19 protein-coding genes are annotated in these 18,391 nt (G+C 43.0%); 17 read left to right on the top strand and 2 right to left on the bottom strand.

Going from position 1 to position 18,391, the window contains the following annotated elements; genetic code table 11:
- The first annotated feature begins 68 nt into the window (after positions 1-68).
- The gene (gene recG, locus H8716_RS12000) at positions 69-2,126 is read left to right on the top strand and encodes an ATP-dependent DNA helicase RecG (RefSeq protein ID WP_249309088.1); all 2,058 of its coding nucleotides are present in this window, start codon (positions 69-71) and stop codon (positions 2,124-2,126) included.
- Between the two features lie 56 nt (positions 2,127-2,182).
- Here recG and H8716_RS11995 read toward each other — a convergent pair whose 3' ends face one another.
- Positions 2,183-2,407, bottom strand: coding sequence for an alpha/beta-type small acid-soluble spore protein (locus H8716_RS11995; RefSeq protein WP_249309086.1), 225 nt, complete (start codon positions 2,405-2,407; stop codon positions 2,183-2,185).
- A gap of 207 nt (positions 2,408-2,614) precedes the next feature.
- Here H8716_RS11995 and H8716_RS11990 point away from each other — a divergent pair, with 207 nt between their 5' ends.
- Genes H8716_RS11990 through H8716_RS11970 form a run of 5 tightly spaced genes read left to right on the top strand, consistent with a single transcriptional unit; the run spans position 2,615 to position 6,432 of the window.
- Entirely contained in the window at positions 2,615-3,007 is a 393-nt protein-coding gene (locus tag H8716_RS11990) for a methylglyoxal synthase (RefSeq protein ID WP_249309085.1), read from the top strand.
- Positions 3,008-3,055: 48 nt separating this feature from the next.
- The gene (locus tag H8716_RS11985; RefSeq protein ID WP_249309083.1) at positions 3,056-4,738 is read left to right on the top strand and encodes a Na/Pi cotransporter family protein; all 1,683 of its coding nucleotides are present in this window, start codon (positions 3,056-3,058) and stop codon (positions 4,736-4,738) included.
- 5 nt (positions 4,739-4,743) lie between these two features.
- Entirely contained in the window at positions 4,744-5,319 is a 576-nt protein-coding gene (rsmD, locus tag H8716_RS11980) for a 16S rRNA (guanine(966)-N(2))-methyltransferase RsmD (protein WP_249309081.1), read from the top strand.
- 6 nt (positions 5,320-5,325) lie between these two features.
- Positions 5,326-5,805: a pantetheine-phosphate adenylyltransferase gene (coaD, locus tag H8716_RS11975; RefSeq protein ID WP_249309080.1), complete on the top strand. Its 480-nt coding sequence runs from the start codon at positions 5,326-5,328 to the stop codon at positions 5,803-5,805.
- An 18-nt stretch (positions 5,806-5,823) separates the two neighbouring features.
- Positions 5,824-6,432, top strand: a complete 609-nt coding sequence (locus H8716_RS11970; protein WP_249309079.1) for an ATPase — start codon at positions 5,824-5,826, stop codon at positions 6,430-6,432.
- Positions 6,433-6,444: 12 nt separating this feature from the next.
- Here H8716_RS11970 and H8716_RS11965 read toward each other — a convergent pair whose 3' ends face one another.
- Complete coding sequence (locus H8716_RS11965; RefSeq protein ID WP_249309078.1) at positions 6,445-7,407, bottom strand: hypothetical protein; 963 nt, start codon at positions 7,405-7,407, stop codon at positions 6,445-6,447.
- Between the two features lie 93 nt (positions 7,408-7,500).
- Here H8716_RS11965 and H8716_RS11960 point away from each other — a divergent pair, with 93 nt between their 5' ends.
- The 11 genes from H8716_RS11960 (at position 7,501) to hisI (ending at position 18,344) form a co-directional block, all read left to right on the top strand.
- A complete protein-coding gene (locus H8716_RS11960; protein ID WP_249309077.1) occupies positions 7,501-8,325 on the top strand; it encodes a GTP pyrophosphokinase in 825 nt (274 codons plus the stop codon).
- Positions 8,310-9,044, top strand: coding sequence for a pseudouridine synthase (locus H8716_RS11955; protein ID WP_249309076.1), 735 nt, complete (start codon positions 8,310-8,312; stop codon positions 9,042-9,044). Before H8716_RS11960 ends, H8716_RS11955 begins: the two co-directional genes overlap by 16 nt.
- On the top strand, positions 9,041-11,011 hold the full coding sequence (locus H8716_RS11950; RefSeq protein WP_249309075.1) for a YgiQ family radical SAM protein: 1,971 nt from the start codon (positions 9,041-9,043) through the stop codon (positions 11,009-11,011). Before H8716_RS11955 ends, H8716_RS11950 begins: the two co-directional genes overlap by 4 nt.
- A 13-nt stretch (positions 11,012-11,024) precedes the next feature.
- Positions 11,025-11,630, top strand: coding sequence for a hypothetical protein (locus tag H8716_RS11945; RefSeq protein ID WP_249309074.1), 606 nt, complete (start codon positions 11,025-11,027; stop codon positions 11,628-11,630).
- 68 nt (positions 11,631-11,698) lie between these two features.
- Positions 11,699-12,700, top strand: coding sequence for an RluA family pseudouridine synthase (locus H8716_RS11940; protein ID WP_249309073.1), 1,002 nt, complete (start codon positions 11,699-11,701; stop codon positions 12,698-12,700).
- Positions 12,700-13,233 (top strand): Holliday junction resolvase RecU, encoded by a 534-nt coding sequence (locus H8716_RS11935; RefSeq protein ID WP_249309072.1) that lies wholly within the window; start codon positions 12,700-12,702, stop codon positions 13,231-13,233. Before H8716_RS11940 ends, H8716_RS11935 begins: the two co-directional genes overlap by 1 nt.
- A gap of 83 nt (positions 13,234-13,316) precedes the next feature.
- Positions 13,317-14,492: an ATP phosphoribosyltransferase regulatory subunit gene (gene hisZ / locus H8716_RS11930; RefSeq protein WP_249309071.1), complete on the top strand. Its 1,176-nt coding sequence runs from the start codon at positions 13,317-13,319 to the stop codon at positions 14,490-14,492.
- Between the two features lie 11 nt (positions 14,493-14,503).
- The gene (gene hisG / locus H8716_RS11925) at positions 14,504-15,139 is read left to right on the top strand and encodes an ATP phosphoribosyltransferase (RefSeq protein ID WP_249309070.1); all 636 of its coding nucleotides are present in this window, start codon (positions 14,504-14,506) and stop codon (positions 15,137-15,139) included.
- 31 nt (positions 15,140-15,170) lie between these two features.
- Positions 15,171-16,460 (top strand): histidinol dehydrogenase, encoded by a 1,290-nt coding sequence (hisD, locus tag H8716_RS11920; RefSeq protein WP_249309069.1) that lies wholly within the window; start codon positions 15,171-15,173, stop codon positions 16,458-16,460.
- 72 nt (positions 16,461-16,532) lie between these two features.
- Positions 16,533-17,123: an imidazoleglycerol-phosphate dehydratase HisB gene (gene hisB / locus H8716_RS11915; RefSeq protein ID WP_249309068.1), complete on the top strand. Its 591-nt coding sequence runs from the start codon at positions 16,533-16,535 to the stop codon at positions 17,121-17,123.
- Between the two features lie 3 nt (positions 17,124-17,126).
- Positions 17,127-18,344: a phosphoribosyl-AMP cyclohydrolase gene (hisI, locus tag H8716_RS11910; protein WP_249309067.1), complete on the top strand. Its 1,218-nt coding sequence runs from the start codon at positions 17,127-17,129 to the stop codon at positions 18,342-18,344.
- Positions 18,345-18,391: the final 47 nt, after the last annotated feature.

Here is an 18,391-nt window from a genome sequence, read left to right as displayed (position 1 = left end):
ATTAGAAAATAAGAAGGTAAGAACAGGGTGACAGATAAATCTGCCACCCTGTTTTGAGGAGTAGAAGAATGGACAGATTTGCATCGGTAGAGCAACTAAAGGGTGTAGGGGAAAAATCAAAAAAAATGCTGGAAAAGCTGGAGATTTATACAATAGATGATCTTCTGACTTATTATCCCAGAACGTATCGGAAGTTTGAAGACTGTACGTCGACAGAAAAGCTGAAAGAAGGCGAGACAGTGGCAGTCTGTGCTCAGGCAGTCAGACCGTTGACAGTACAGTATGTGAAGCGAATGCAGATTACGACAGCATGTCTGTCAGATGGCAGCGGTGAGGTTCTGGCAAGATGGTTTCGTATGCCTTATCTGAAGAATACAGTTTTACCGGGAAATTACTATGTGTTTTATGGGAAAATCAGCCGAAAGGGAACCAGTCTAATTCTGGATCAGCCGGCGGTATATCAGCCGGAACAGTATGAAGAAATGCGTAAAGTGCTTCAACCGGTTTATATGCTGACCAAAGGAATTACGAATCATATGCTGACCAAACTGATTCACCAGGCGATGAAAGAGATCGATCTTTCCAGGGACTTTCTCCCGGAAAGCGTACGGCAGAGCTATCACCTTGCAGAATATGATTATTCTATGGAAGAGATTCATTTTCCCAGAGATGAACATCACCTGAAACTGGCGAGGGAAAGGCTGGTATTTGATGAATTTTTTCTGTTCATTCTGGCACTTAAGATCTGGAAAGAGAGAACGGAAGAGAAACAAAGCGCATTTAAGATGAAACGAGATGAACTGACGGATGTCATAGAAAGATTGGGATATGAGCTTACCGGCGCACAGAAGCAGGTGTGGGCAGAAATCCTGGATGATATGACTGGAGGCAGGGTAATGAACCGGCTGATTCAGGGGGATGTAGGATCAGGAAAAACGATTATTGCATTTCTGGCAATGATCCTTGCGGCAAGGAATGAGGTGCAGAGTGCACTGATGGTTCCGACGGAAGTGCTTGCCCGCCAGCATTATGAGGCGTTTCACAGACTGGCAGAGACACAGAATCTTAAGATATGTGCGGTGTTGCTGACAGGGGCTATGACTGCGAAAGAAAAACGCATTGCTTATGAAAAAATATCCACGCATGAAGCAGATATTGTGATTGGCACCCATGCAGTGATACAGGAAAAAGTAAGCTTTGACCGGCTTGGACTGGTGATTACAGATGAACAGCATCGTTTTGGAGTTCGGCAGAGGGAAGCACTGGGGGAAAAATCGGAGACAATGCCACATACCATGGTTATGAGTGCAACTCCGATACCACGAACTCTGGCGGTAATTCTGTATGGAGATCTGGAAATATCCACCATAGATGAACTGCCATCCAACCGTATTCCGATCAAAAACTGTGTGGTGAATACTTCCTACCGGAAAAAAGCGTATGATTTTATCAGCCGGGAAGTAAAAGCAGGTCATCAGGCATATGTGATCTGTCCAATGGTGGAAGAAAGTGAGATGATAGAGGCAGAGGATGTTATTTCTTATACAGAGAAACTGAAACAGGAACTTTCACCGTCTATTTGTGTGGAATTTCTTCATGGAAAAATGAAGCCGAAAGAAAAGAATGAAATCATGGAGAGATTTCTGGAAAATCAGATTCAGGTGCTGGTATCCACGACAGTAGTGGAGGTTGGAGTAAATGTACCAAATGCAACGGTCATGATGATTGAAAATGCAGAACGTTTTGGCCTGGCACAACTGCATCAGCTCCGTGGACGCGTAGGAAGAGGCGGAGACCAGTCTTATTGCATCATGATTAACGGAAGCGAAAATGGAAGCAATCAGAAGCGCCTGGACATTCTAAACCGCTCGAATGACGGATTCTATATTGCCGGTGAGGATCTGAAGCTGAGAGGTCCGGGAGAACTGCTTGGTGTCCGGCAGAGCGGAGCTATGGAATTCAAAATAGGAGACATTTATTCAGATGCAGAGATATTGAAAAAAGCAGGAAAAGCAGTCAGTAGAATAAGAAAAGAAGATCCGGAACTGGAGCAGTCATGTCACAGGGAATTGAAGGAAAGGATGGATTTTTATATGAAAAATGAACTGAAAAATCTGAGTCTGTAAATATGGGAAAAGGCAGCCGCACGTTTATGCGCCTGCCTTTATCCTGTAAAGAGTGATTACTGCATACTGTTCTGGGACTTGCTGCTCATCTGTCTTTCCTGTTCTTCGATCATTTTTTTTACCATATAACCGCCGACAGAACCGTTCTGTTTGGATGTCAGGTTTCCGTTATAACCGTTGGTAAGCGGAACTCCCAGTTCGTTTGCCACTTCATATTTGAAACGGTCTAATGCTCCTTTTGCTTCTGGTACCGCTGTGGTATTAGATGAACGACTACTCATATTTGTTACCTCCTTTGTAATGGTGATCTGCAATTTTTGATTGCAAGGATAGTATGTGAAATATGACTTTTCTTAAACTGGGAGTTGTTTCAAAAAGCGGAACAATTTACAAATATACAGATAATTTTATAAAATATTTGATATTACAGAAAATTATGATATAATAGACAAAGTAATATGGGTTAGTATGGGGAAAGGGATGAAATTATGAAAATAGGATTTATTGCACACAACAGCAAAAAAAGCCTGATGGAAAACTTTTGCCTTGCTTATAAAAGAATACTCAGTAAACACGATTTATATGCAACAGGCGGCACAGGAAGAAAGATAGAAGAAGTGACGAATCTGAAGGTGCATAAGTTTCTTCCGGGAGCAGTCGGTGGAGATAAGCAGTTTACAGAGATGATTGAGAGAAATGACATGGATATGGTTATTTTCTTTTATAATCCACTGCTTCAGGATCCAAGACAGGCAGATATCGACAGCATTACAAGATGCTGTGATAAGTACAACATACCGATTGCGACGAATATTGCGACTGCAGAATCCCTGTTGCTTGGGCTGGCAAATGGAGATCTGGACTGGAGAAGTATTGTATAATACCAGAGACCATATTTTAGTTGAATACAAATAGCAGGGGGAGAATATATGTCGATCAATGACGTCTCGAATTTATTTATGTTTATCGGAGGATTGGGAATGTTCCTCTATGGAATGCATGCCATGTCAGGAGGAATACAGAAGTCTGCCGGAAGCAAGATGCAGGAGCTGCTTGGGATCCTGACCAATAACCGTTTGGTTGCTGTTCTGGTCGGTGCGGGATTGACGGCGATCATACAGAGTAGTGGTGCTACTACGGTTATGGTACTGGGATTTGTAAACGCCGGTATTATGAGTCTGCCACAGGCAGTTGGTGTTATCATGGGTGCAAATATCGGTACCTGTATCACAGCGTGGATTGTATCACTGGGGCAGTTAGGAGACAGCTTCAAGGCAATATCTCCGTCACTGTATGCACCACTGATTCTTGGAATTGGCGTATTTATTACCGTATTTTCCAAGTCATCCAAGAAAAAGACCATTGCTGAGATATTGATCGGTCTTGGACTTCTGTTCATCGGTTTGGATTATATGGGATCGGCAGCAAAGAGCTATATGGATTCCCCGATTATCACAAACGCATTTATGGCAGTGGGAAATAATCCTATTCTTGGTATTGCAGTTGGGCTGATTGTTACAGTGATTATGCAGAGTTCCTCTGCATCAGTCGGTGTTCTTCAGACTTTGGCAGCGACAAGTGGAGCAGTAACCACCAGTGCAGCAGTATTCATCTGTCTGGGGGCAGACATCGGATCCTGTATGCCGGCAGTACTGTCCAGTATAGGAGCTCAGAGAAATGCCAAGAGGGTAGCTGCAATTCACCTTATCTTCAATGTAATTGGTGCAATTGTGCTGGGAACAGCAGGATTCATTCTGTTCCGTATTATGCCGGGATTTGCACATGCACCGATTGACAGCGTTGGTATTTCCATATTCCATACAGGCGCTAAGATCGTGGATGTTATCATACAGTTCCCGTTTGCGATGGGACTGGTAAAACTGTCAGGTCTGGTTGTAAGAGAGACAGAGGCCGATCGCATAGCAGAAGAGAACGACGAAAAGGCAACACTTCGTCATCTGGATCGCCGTATCTTAAAATCTCCGGATTTTGCTGTGGAAAATGCAATTAAAGAAGTAGTGCACATGGGTGAGATCACCAATGAGAACTTAAAAGATGCCTGTCAGGCAGTGATGAGTTATGATAAGACACTGATTGATAAAGTACTTTCCACTGAGAAGACAATTAATAAAATGGAAGAATTGATTACAGAATATCTGGTTGAGATTGAGAATCTGTCCCTGACAGAAAAGCAACATGAACTGATCAAGAATCTGTTTTATTCGGTAAGTGATATTGAACGTGTGGGCGATCATGTGGAAAACATTGCGGAACTGGTGAACGTGGAGGAGCCGGAACGACGAATCGTCTTTACTGAGGAAGCAGAAAGAGAACTCTCTGAGATGATGAGTCTGGTAAAAGACAGTTTTACCTGTGCAGTGCATGCGATTGAGACAAGTAATATTGACCAGGCCGTTCTGGTTGGTAAATATGAGGAGCGTGTAGATGATATGGAAGATGAACTGAGAGATCAGCATATTGACCGTATGGCAAAACAGCTCTGCAAGCCGGTAAGCGGTGTGGCATTCCTGGATATTCTTACGAATCTGGAAAGAATATCGGATCATGCATACAATCTTGCAGGTTATGTAATCAGTGAAAATGAAGGATAAAAGTTATGAGAGTAATTGCGGGTTCGGCAAAACATCTGAACTTAAAGACAATTGAGGGACTTGATACCAGGCCAACGACAGACCGTATAAAGGAGACATTGTTTAACATGCTGCAGACGGACATTCCGGGATGCAGATTCTTGGATCTTTTCAGTGGCAGTGGGGCAATTGGTATAGAAGCATTAAGCCGGGGGGCGCGGGAAGCAGTATTTGTGGAGTCTAATCCGAAGGCGGCAACCTGTATCAGAGAGAACCTGCAGTTCACACAGTTGCAGGAGCATGCTGAAGTATTACAGACAGATGTTTTCCAGGCACTTGGGCGTCTGGCAGGACGTGGGGCCTATGATTTCATTTTCATGGATCCACCCTATAACCATGAATGGGAGAAGCAGGTACTTCGGGCACTGCAGAATTCTGATCTTGTGGATGCATATACCGTGCTGATTGTAGAGGCTTCGCTGGAGACTGGATTCTCCTGGGTGGAATCAATGGGCTACAAGATTAAAAAATACAAAAAATACAAGACAAATGCACATGTGTTCATCGAAAAAAAGAGCTCAGATGATGCAGTGAGGGAATAGAAAAGTATGAAGAGAGCAGTATATCCGGGAAGTTTTGATCCGGTTACGTTAGGACATCTGGATGTGATGAAGCGTTCGGCAGCACTGGTGGATGAGCTGGTTGTGGCTGTCTTGCAGAATAATAAAAAAAATCCGTTGTTTTCTGTAGAAGAACGTGTTAATATACTTAAGAAAGTGACAAAGGATATCAGCAATATACGAGTAGAATCCTTTGATGGATTATCCATCGATTTTGTAAAAGAATGTCATGCGCAGTTCCTGGTAAGGGGACTTCGCGCAATTACGGATTTTGAGTATGAATTGCAGATGGCGCAGACGAATAGAATTATGGATCCGGAAATTGACACGATATTTTTAACGACCAGTCTTGAGTATGCTTACCTGAGTTCATCAACAGTCAAAGAAGTGGCTTTATATGGAGGAGATATATCAAAGTTCGTTCCGGAAGAAGTTGTATCAGAGATTAACAGAAAAATGCAGAAATAATTGGTAAGGAGAGATAAGATGAGCAGCAGAATTGAGCAGATTATTGAAGAAATCGAAGAATACGTGGACAGTTGTAAGTTCCAGCCACTGTCATCTACCAAGATCGTAGTGAACAAGGAAGAGTTGGAAGAACTTTTGAGAGAACTTCGTATGAAGACTCCAGATGAGATTAAGAGATACCAGAAGATTATCAGCAATAAGGATGCGATTCTTGCCGATGCACAGACAAAGGCCGATGCACTGATTGCCGATGCAACAGAGAGACAACAGCAGATGGTAGAAGAGAGTGAGGTTATGCACGAAGCAAGAAACCAGTCTCAGCAGCTGCTGGATCAGAGCCGTCAGCAGGCACAGCAGATTCTGGATTCCGCTACAGAAGATGCCAATAATATTCGTATGAGCGCAATCAGCTATACTGATGATATGCTGGCAAATCTGGAACAGATCATGAGCCATGCATCAGACACAGTGAGTTCCAAGTATAATACATTCATTAACTCCATTCAGTCATGTTATGATATCGTTACCAAGAACAGAATGGAACTGTCTCCGCAGACACAGAATACTAGCAATTATGAACCGCAGGATTATGCTGCGGCAGACGAAGAGGCTGAAGCGGAAGAATAAGAGAAACGTTTTTTAAAGATGTACAGAATTTGAATATAGCAGATAATATGCCAGGGCAATGAGTGAAATCATTGCCTTGGCTTTTATATATTCTGGCAGAGAGGTACCTGTTCGCTGCAAAAAAGCGGAAGACTGAAAAGCACTGCAGAGTCCACCAAAGGAAATGGAAGCGGTCAGGAGGATCCCTCTGAGAAAAGCAGGGCAGGAGAGTAGAGCAATCTGCTGTGCACCACAGGAAATCTCCAGAACAGCTGACAGTGTCGCCCTGGCTTCATCAGGTAAGAAGGAAACTGCATATACAACTGAAGATAACACAGAAAAAAGAACCATATATCCGCCAATTTTCAAAATCTGTAAAATACTGTCTTCCAAAGTATGATCCAGAAGCAGCAGGAAAGAAAAACGAGTGGATTTCTTGCGGCTCCGGTCAGGTTGTGCGATAGCTTTCTCTGTATAGGAGAGCCTGCTGCCTGTATTTTTACGAAAAATGGCTGTGACAGCGCCATAGGTCAGAGAAGCACCATATATGATCACCATGCATGCAGACGCAGCTACAGAGTTCCGTAAAAGTTCTGTACAGACATAGTCGACAAGAAAACTGGGACTGACGTTATTAATAAATCTGGCAAGAAAGTGTCCTTCTTCCTGGGAGATGAGACGATCATCTTCCAGATCGGCAATCGTTTTCACTCCCATGGGATATCCGCATACATAGCCCAAAAGCAGAGCATAGGATCCATAAAAAGATAAATCAAAAAAGCTTCTGCACAGAAATGCTATGGGTTTCAGAATGAAGTAAAGGATATCTGTAGAGATCAGTAGCCTGGACAGAATCATAACCGGGAACAGTGCCGGTACTACAGAACCAGACCATAACGCCAATGCATGAGTGCAGGCGTACAACCCGTTTTGTGGAAATAACAACAGATACAGAAAAAGAAAACAGATAGTAAATCCGGTCAGAAAATGCTTCATAAAAACCCGCCTTTGCATTTGAATTGAAAAAAGGACTGTGGTATACTTTATTTTGATTTACTCTGCAATAGAACAGAAAGCAGGTGTTAAACTATGAAAATACAGTTATGGAGAGAATTCCTGGATCCTTATGATCTGGCTGTAAAAGAACTGATTACTAAATTCGAGCATTTAAAATACGAACATAAAGCAAGGGGGCTGTATTGCCCGATTGAGGAAGTCTCTGGTCGTGTGAAGTCGGTATCCAGTATTCTGGATAAACTGAAAAAGAAGAATCTGGAGTTGGAACAGATGGAGCAGGAACTGGATGACATTGCAGGCATCCGGATCATTTGCCAGTTTGTGGAAGATATTGAAAAAGTAGTATCGATTATCCGATTTCGCGCAGATATGGCAGTTCGTGAGGAAAAGGATTACATTACCAACGAGAAGACCAGTGGGTACCGCAGTTATCACATGATTGTAGATTATCAAGTGCAGACTCTGAATGGACCGAAGACACTGAAGGTAGAGATACAGATCCGTACCATGGGAATGAATTTCTGGTCTACCATAGAACATTCCCTTCAGTATAAGTATAAGCAGAATATACCGGATCATATCAAGGAGAAGCTGTGCAATGCAGCAGATGCTATTGTGGTATTGGACCGGGAGATGTCAGAAGTGCGCAATGAGATTATGGATGCGCAGAATTCTATGCAAATCCGTGCGAACATTGTGACAGAGATCCTTCTGACCATACAGAATCTGTATGCAGTGGCGAATAAGCGTGATGTGGCGAAGATCCAGGATGAATTCTATGAAGTCTATGAGAAAGATAATCTGGAAAAGCTGATCCGTTTTCATAAGAATCTGGATATTATTGCAGAAGGATATAAAGCACAGGGGATAGAATTTAAGGTATGGCAGAACGATTAGACAAATTCCTGGCAAATGCGGGAATGGGAACCAGAAGTGAAGTAAAGAAAATGTTGAAGCAGGGGAGAGTACAGGTGAATGAGCTCTTCCCCAGAGGTGGTGAAACAAAAGTGGATCCGCAGACAGATCAGATTCTGGTTGACGGGAAATTGGTAAGCAGCGAAAAACATGAGTATATTCTGCTGCATAAACCGGCAGGATATCTGACGGCGACCAGAGACGGATCAGAGAAGACAGTAATGGATCTGATTGATTCTCCAAGAAAAGAGCGGCTTTTTCCGGTGGGAAGGCTGGATAAGGATACAGAAGGGTTGCTTTTGATCACAGATGACGGAGAACTAGCGCATCAGCTGTTGTCTCCGAAAAAGCATGTGCCTAAGACCTATTTCGCGAAAGTGTCTGGCATTATGGAACCGGAATGCATACCGTTATTTGAAAAAGGGCTGGACATCGGGGATGAGAAGCAGACACTGCCTGCAGGGCTTCGTATATTAAGTACAAATGAAGCAGAGAATTACAGTGAAGTTGAGATCACAGTCAGAGAAGGACGCTATCATCAGATTAAGCGTATGTGTCATGTGACCGGGCATGAAGTACTGTATTTAAAGAGAATCTCCATGGGAAGTCTGAAGCTGGATGACAGCCTTGCGAAAGGAACCTTCCGGAAACTGAGGAAGGAAGAAACAGAGAATTTAAAAAAAGTTAGGGGAAAAGAATGACAAATGGATTTTTGCCGGTGTCAACAAAGGACATGGCACAGCGAAAGATAAAGCAGCTAGATTTTGTATATGTAACAGGAGACGCTTATGTAGATCATCCATCCTTTGCTCATGCAGTGATCAGCAGAGTGCTGGAGCATCACGGTTATTCTGTGGGGATCATTGCACAGCCGGACTGGAAAGATGACAAGAGTATTACCGTACTTGGGGAACCACGTCTGGGTTTTCTGGTATCAGGTGGGAACATGGACTCCATGGTCAACCATTATTCCGTATCTAAAAAGAGACGAAGAACGGATGCCTTTTCTCCCGGAGGAGTCATGGGAAAGCGGCCGGATCATGCAACGGTTGTCTACTGTAATCTGATTCGTAAGACTTATAAAAAGACACCAGTGATTATCGGTGGAATAGAAGCAAGTCTTCGCAGACTGGCACATTATGATTACTGGTCAGATTCTCTGAAACATTCTATATTACTGGATTCCGGAGCAGATCTGCTTTCATATGGAATGGGAGAACGATCTATTGTTGAGATAGCTGAGGCACTGGATTCCGGACTGGATATCAAAGATATTACCTTTATTGATGGAACAGTATACAGAACCAGTCATCTGGAAGATGTCTATGATGTCATGAAACTTCCATCCTATGAATCTCTGACAGAAGACAGATTGAATTATGCAAGAAGCTTCTATATTCAGTACTGCAATACGGATCCATTCAGTGGCAAGCGTCTGGCAGAAGAATATCCAAATGGAATTGCTGTAGTACAAAATCCACCGCAGAAGCCTCTGACGCAGGATGAAATGGATATCGTATATGGACTGGATTACCAACGTACCTGGCATCCGATGTATGACTGCGATGGCGGAGTGCCGGCCATTGAAGAAGTGAAGTTTTCACTGGTCAGCAATCGGGGATGCTATGGCGGATGCAATTTCTGTGCACTGACATTTCATCAGGGAAGAATCATTCAGACCAGAAGTCATGAATCATTGCTCAATGAAGCAAAAAAATTCATTGAGGATAAAGATTTTAAAGGCTACATCCATGATGTGGGAGGACCGACGGCGAATTTCCGTCAGCCATCCTGTGAGAAGCAGCTGGAAAAAGGGGTCTGTGTGAAAAGACAGTGTCTGTTCCCAAAGCCATGTAAGAACCTTCAGGTGGATCATTCTGATTATCTGCAGCTTCTGCGCAAGCTCAGAGCTTTGCCAAAGGTGAAAAAAGTATTTATTCGTTCCGGTATCCGATTCGACTATCTGATAGAGGATAAAGATGATACATTTTTCAGGGAACTGATACAGTATCATGTCAGTGGACAGCTCAAGGTAGCACCGGAGCATATTTCAGATGAAGTCCTTGAAAAGATGGGAAAACCGGAGAATGCTGTGTACCGGAAATTTGTGGACAAATATAAAAAGCTGAATAAAGCTTATGGTATGAATCAGTTTCTGGTGCCGTATCTGATGTCATCTCATCCGGGGTCTACATTAAAAGAGGCGATAGATCTGGCTGAGTACTTAAGAGATTTGGGCTATATGCCGGAACAGGTGCAGGACTTTTATCCGACTCCGTCTACCATTTCCACCTGTATGTATTATACCGGAGTGGATCCGAGAACCATGCAGCCGGTCTATGTGCCGAAGAATCCTCATGAAAAGGCAATGCAGCGCGCCCTCATTCAATATAGGGATCCGAAGAATTACGATCTGGTAAAAGAAGCACTTTTAAAAGAGCATAGAGAAGATCTGATTGGATTTGGCAGCGAATGCCTGATTCGCCCGAGGAAAAATATTGGCCAGAGAGACCGGAACAGAGAAAAACAGCCGGCAAACAGAAAAAATGCCGATCAGCGAAGCAGTACAGACGGTATCAGAAACCATGATACCAGAAAAAATGGAAAAAGTATGGGAACTGGAAAGAAAAAGACCATCCGAAACGTACATCAGATGAAAAAGAAATAGGAAAGGCACAATTATGGCAAAAATACAAAAAGGTGATTTTGGATATATTAACAGTCAGAAGAAAAAAAGAGTGGCTATTACAATACTGATGTTTGCTATTCCTGTCATTATTTTTCTGACGGGATTATATATTACTCATACAAGAAAAAATATGTTTACGTTGGTAGCAATTCTTGGCTGTCTTCCAGCGAGCAAATTTGCGGTAAACATGATTATGATCTGGCTTCAGAAGCCGATTACACAAAAGCAGTACGATGAGATTGCAGCACATGTTAAAGATATGACGGTAATCTACGAAGCAACCGTCAGTGCATACGAGAAAAATACACCGTTCGTCTGCATGGTGATCAGCGGACTGAATGTAGTCGGTTTTACCCAGAGTCCGAAATCAGATCCTTCTTTTGCAGAACAGCATATCAAAAAAATCCTTCAGGGAAATGGATTTCGGGCAAATGTGAAGATCTTTACGGATCAAAAGCAGTTCCTCAGAAGAGTGGATGAACTATATCCGGATCATCTGGAAAAAGAAGCACAGGTGCCATTTACGCCAGATGAACGTTATCCAAACGCAACCAGAAATGAACTGGTAAAAGCGGTCATTCTGGCTATTTCCATCTGATATCAGGGAAAAGGCAGGAAACGGAATAATCCATGGAGGACTCATTACAGATTAATCAGGAGATAATTATGAAAGAAATTCTGGTATCTACAAATGAAGCAGGACAACGGTTAGACAAGCTGCTGGGGCGCTATTTAAATACTGCGCCGTCCAGCTTTCTCTATAAGATGCTTCGAAAGAAAAATATTACCTTAAATGGAAAAAAGGCAACCGGAAAAGAAATTCTGGAAAAAGAGGACAGCATCAAGATCTTTTTCAGTGATGACACCTGGAAGAAGTTCAGTACCGTAAATATAGGAGAAAAGAAAGAAACGAAAGTTTCAGAGACTTTTGCGAAGATTCCGTCCCTGAAAAAAGATCAGATTATTTATGAAGATGAGCATATTCTGCTGATCAATAAACCAATCGGTGTACTTTCTCAGAAAGCACAGCCTGAGGATATCTCTATTAATGAACAGATGATCGCTTATCTGTGCGAGAACGGTCAGATTACAGCAGAAGAACTTCAGACATTCCGCCCGGCCGTGTGCAACCGTTTGGACCGGAACACCAGCGGGCTGGTACTGGCAGGAAAGACCCTGGCAGGTTTACAGGCACTGTCAGAGATGTTGAAGATGCGTTCAATGCACAAGTATTACTGTGCACTGGTAGAAGGGCATATCGATCAATCCAGCCGGATAGAAGGGTATTTGTTAAAGGATGAAAAGACAAATAAAGTAAAGATTCTGAAAGAAGACGTACCGGATGCAAAGAAGATTATTACAGAATACCATCCGATAAAGCAGCTAAAGAATGCAACACTTCTGGAGGTGCTGTTGGTGACAGGACGTTCTCATCAGATCCGTGCGCATCTGGCAAGTATAGGACATCCGATGATTGGGGATAGCAAGTATGGGCATGTACCGGTGAATCACTATTATGAAGAGCACTACAGGGTGCGCAGTCAGATGCTTCATGCGCAGCGGGTAGTATTCCCGGAACTTTCCGGAACATTTTCCTATCTTTCAGGCAGAGAATTTACTGCACCGCTCCCGGGAGAATTCCAGAGAGTCATGAAAGGAGAAGCATAATGTCAACATGGAATTCCAGAGGCTTACGAGGATCGGTATTAGAAGATCTGATTAACCGCTCCAATGAGATCTATCTGGAAAAGGGACTGGCATTGATACAGAAAATCCCCACACCGATTACGCCCATTCAGATGGATAAACAGAGCCGGCATATTACACTGGCCTATTTTGAACAGAAAAGTACGGTGGATTATATAGGCTGTGTGCAGGGAATCCCAGTGTGTTTTGATGCCAAGGAGTGCAGTAGTGATACCTTTGCTCTCCAGAATCTCCATGAGCATCAGGTACGCTTCATGACAGAGTTTGAAAAACAGGGAGGTGTGGCTTTCCTGCTGATCTATTACAGCAGCAAGGATCTGCTTTATTATCTGACCTATCATGATATGATGAAGTTTTGGAACCGGAAGGAAGCGGGAGGCAGGAAAAGCTTCCGCATGGAAGAACTGGATATGGAATATACACTGCAGCCCAAACATGGAGTTTTTGTTCCCTATCTGGATGGACTGCAAAAAGATTTGGCACACAGGGATTGACAATTTGCCCTTAGACTTTTATAATGATACGGTGATTTAGCGAATTAACACTGCACTATAGAAAAGTGCAAGGAGAAGAAATTATGGAAAGATTATTACATACACCGGATGGTGTCCGGGACATTTACAATGATGAGTGTGAGAGAAAACTGAAGCTCCAGAATAAGCTTCATGAAGTCCTAAAAGGATATGGCTACCGAGACATTGAAACCCCGACATTTGAATTCTTTGATGTGTTTAACAAGTCAGTGGGAACGACTCCCTCCAAGGATCTATATAAGTTTTTTGACCGGGAAGGAAATACACTCGTGCTCAGACCAGATATTACTCCGTCTATAGCAAGAGCCGTATCCAAGTATTTTCAGCAGGAAAAGGGCGAGATCAGACTCTGTTATCAGGGCAATACTTTTATCAACAATTCCAGCTATCAGGGCAGACTGAAAGAAACGACGCATCTTGGAGCAGAATTCATCGGAGCTGATTCTCCGCAGGCAGATGCAGAGATTGTTGCCATGGTGGTGGACTGCCTGAAAAGTGCAGGATTAAAAGAACTTCAGATCAGCGTGGGACAGCTGGACTATTTCAAGAGCATTTTAAAAGATGTGATCATTGATGAAGAATCAGAAGGGAAATTAAAGGATTTTATAGCTAACCGGAATATTTTCGGTGTGGAATCCATTCTGGATCAGTTAGAGATTCACGGAAAAGTAAGGAACGCACTGATGGCACTTCCGGAGCTGTACGGTTCTGTGGATATTCTGGAGAAAGCGATGGAGTATGCGACGAATGAAGAAGCAAGAGCAGCCATTGTACGGTTAAAAGAGATCTACCGCATTCTGGAATATTATGATGTGGCACAGTATGTCAGCTTTGACCTGAGTATGCTGAGCAGATATAATTATTATACCGGTATCTTTTTCCGCGGTTATACATACGGGAGCGGAGATGCTGTGGTAAAAGGTGGGCGTTATGATAACCTGCTGAAGCATTTCGGAAAAGATGCTCCTTCCATCGGATTCGTAGTGGTAATTGACGAATTGCTGTCAGCATTGAAGCATCAGAAGATCGAACCGGAAGGCTGTGATGAGATCCTTATCGTACCATATGACAGTAATCATGAGCGGATCGCCGTACAGCTTGCATGTACCATGCGCCATCAGGGCAAACGGGTGGTATTAAAAGAATGTAGCATAGGATTCGGACCGGAACAGGCTACCATGCTGAACAAGCTGATGAAAGAATATCTGACAGAAAAATAGGGGAAAGACTGATGCGTTATTTAACATTTGCACTGACCAAGGGAAGACTTGCCAAGCAGACCCTTGCTCTTTTGGAACAGGTAGGTATCACCTGCGAAGAGATGAAAGATACCGATTCGAGAAAACTGATCTTTGTAAATGAAGAACTGAAGTTAAAATTTTTTCTGGCCAAGGGACCGGATGTGCCGACTTACGTAGAATACGGGGCAGCAGATATCGGTGTGGTAGGAAAAGATACCATAGATGAAGAAAACCGTAAGCTTTATGAAGTACTGGATCTGGGATTTGGAAAATGCTGCATGTGTGTCTGCGGACCGGCTGAGGCAGCAGAGCTTCTGAAGCATCAGCAGCGTATTCGTGTGGCAACCAAATATCCGAGGATTGCAAAGGAATATTTTTATAATAAAAAGTGTCAGACAGTTGAAATTATTAAGCTGAATGGCTCCATTGAGTTGGCACCTATCGTGGGACTCTCTGATGTGATTGTAGATATTGTCGAGACTGGATCAACCCTAAGGGAAAATGGTCTGCAGGTACTGGAAGAAGTATGCCCGCTCTCGGCAAGAGTTGTAGTAAACAGAGTCAGCATGCAGATGGAGAGCGAACGAATTACAGAGATTCTGAATAAATTAAAAACAGTATTATAATCACAAAATTACAGTACAGGAGGAGTCAGAAATGAGAATTGTAACACTGACACAGGAGTCTAAGGATAATCTTCTGGAAGATTTGTTAAAAAGAAGTCCGAACAACTATGGTGCTTATGAAGATAAAGTAGCTGCGATTGTAGATGACGTAAGAAAGCGTAAAAATGAAGCAGTTTTTGAATATACTGAGAAGTTTGATCATGCGAAGATCAATGAATCCAATATCCGTGTGACAAAGGAAGAACTGGAAGAAGCCTACAGCCAGGTAGATCCGGAGCTTCTGGAAGTCATTCGTAAAGCACTGGTAAATATCCGTTCTTATCATGAAAAACAGAGACGGACAAGCTGGTTTGACAGCAAGGAAGACGGAACCCTTCTTGGTCAGAAGATTACGCCACTGGCAAGAGTTGGTGTTTACGTACCTGGTGGAAAGGCTGTGTATCCTTCTTCTGTATTGATGAATATTGTGCCGGCAAAGGTAGCGGGTGTAGGGAAGATTGTTATGACTACACCGTGTAATGCGGAAGGAAAAGTGAATCCTACCACGCTGGTGGCAGCAAACGAAGCCGGAGCCGATGAAGTCTACAAGGTAGGCGGAGCACAGGCAATCGCAGCACTTGCTTTTGGAACAGAATCCATTGAAAAAGTAGACAAGATCGTAGGACCGGGTAATATCTATGTGGCGCTTGCCAAAAAAGCAGTGTACGGTTTTGTCAACATTGATTCTATCGCAGGACCAAGTGAGATTCTGGTGCTTGCTGATGAGACTGCCAATTCACGTTTCGTGGCAGCGGATCTTCTTTCCCAGGCGGAACATGATGAGATGGCATCCGCCATCCTGATCACGACAAGCATGGATCTGGCAGAGAAGGTATCGGAAGAGGTGGATGGATTTATGAAAGTATTATCCAGAAAAGAGATTATCCAAAAATCACTGGATCAGTTCGGATACATTCTGGTAGCTGAGAATATGCAGGATGCTATTGATGCGGCAAATGAGATCGCTTCTGAGCATCTGGAGATCGTAACAGCCAATCCATTCGAGGTGATGACTAGGATCCGTAATGCCGGAGCAATCTTTATTGGAGAATACAGCAGCGAACCTCTGGGAGACTATTTTGCAGGACCGAACCATGTACTGCCGACTAATGGAACATCCAGATTTTTCTCACCGCTGAATGTAGATGATTTTGTAAAGAAATCCAGCATTGTTTACTATTCCAGAGAAGCACTGGAAGCAGTACATGAAGATATTGAGAAGTTTGCAAAGGCAGAGCAGCTTACAGCTCATGCTAATTCTATACATGTAAGGTTTGAGTAATGTCAGGGGGCAGCGCTCTTGGATGTGAAACAGAGAATCAGGCGCATGGCATAAATGAGGAGGAAATATATCATGGCAGATCGCAGCGCAGAAATCAAAAGATTTACATCAGAGACAGAGATTAAATTAAATTTCTGCATTGACGGACAGGGTGACTTTCATCTGGATTCCGGCATTCCATTTTTTGATCATATGTTAAATGGATTTACCAGACATGGATTATTTGACTTAAGCGGAACGATACGGGGAGATATTGAGGTAGATTCTCACCATACAATAGAAGACACCGGAATTGTCCTGGGAGAAGCAATTAAGGAAGCAATCGGTGATAAAAGAGGAATCCGCAGATTCGGACAGGCAATTCTGCCGATGGATGATGCGCTGGTACTCTGTGCCATTGATCTGTCCGGAAGACCGTATTACAGCTCAGATCTTACTCTTACCTGTGAAAAAATCGGAGATATGGATGCAGAAATGGTACGTGAATTCTTTTATGCCATTTCCTATTCTGCAGGAATGAACCTGCATTTTAAGCAGTTATCCGGTGTTAATAACCATCATATTGCAGAGTGTGCATTTAAGGCATTTGCAAAAGCACTGGATATGGCAACCGGATATGATGAAAGAATTACAGGAGTACTGTCAACGAAAGGAAGTCTGTAAAGTATGAAAGAATCTAATGTAAAAAATCTTCTTGCACATATTTTTATGAAAAACGGGAAAGCAGTAACCGGGATTACGAATTTTCATATTCTGGGAGAACGTTCTATTCCGGAACTGGCAAAATACTATGAGCATAAAGGCGCCGATGCACTGATTCTGTTTGATTTATCGAAATCCGAAGAAGAACACAAACTTCATCAGAGAATCATCAAATGTCTGTGTGGAAGAAGCCAGATTCCGGTAATTGCGGGCGGACATATAGAGGGACTGCATGATATGGAAGCGCTGGTGGATATGGGGTGCAACCGAGTATTTCTGAATATGTCAAAAGAAGAGAACAGAGATCTGCTGCCAGAAGCATGTAAACAGTTTGGAAAAGAACATATCGCTGTCTGCATCAATGATTTTACTTTCCCTAAAGAGGAAAATGATCGCATTGAAAAGTATGCAGAAGAGGTAATTCTTCTTGGAGATAACCGTCACCTTTATGAGGCTGTGCGCAGTCTTCCGGTTACCTGTATCCCTCTGATGGATCTGGTGGATTATCAGAAAGTATATGTATTATTAAAAGAAGACAATGTATCCGGTATTTCCGGCAATGTGATTTCTAATACAGAAGTAGATCTTTTTGAATTAAAGGATCTTCTTCAGATGAAGGGAATTCCTATGAAACAGCAGAAGTCTGCTATTGCCTGGTCAGAATTCAAGCTGAACAGTGACGGGCTGATCCCGGTTATCGTACAGGATTACCGCAATGGAGAAGTGCTGATGCTGGCATACATGAACGAGGAGGCTTTTGACAAGACTGTTAAGACAGGGCGTATGACCTACTGGAGCAGAAGTCGTCAGGAGTTGTGGACCAAAGGAGAGACATCCGGGCACTTTCAGTATGTGAAGCGGCTGTCCATAGACTGCGACAATGATACCCTTCTTGCTTATGTTGTGCAAGTAGGAGCAGCCTGCCATACAGGTAATCGAAGTTGCTTTTACAGGGATCTGATGAAGAAAGAGTATGATGCCATTGATCCGATGAATACACTTCAGCATCTGTATGAAAATGCACAGAAGAAAAAAGAAACATTGATTGACCATACATCTGTTAAGAAACAGGCAGCAGACGTTCTGTATCATATGACAGATCTGATGGCAGAATATCAGGTAAGCTGGGAAGATGTAACAGAAGAGATTGACAGGAGAGAAAAGAAGCACAAAGAAGGTTAAAGAATCGGTTCTGACAGATATTGAGACGGAGTTTTTGCAGAGATAGC

It is taken from the genome of Jingyaoa shaoxingensis, from assembly GCF_014385005.1.
Lineage (GTDB): Bacteria > Bacillota > Clostridia > Lachnospirales > Lachnospiraceae > Marvinbryantia > Marvinbryantia shaoxingensis.
This window is presented reverse-complemented; position numbering and strand designations above follow the sequence as displayed.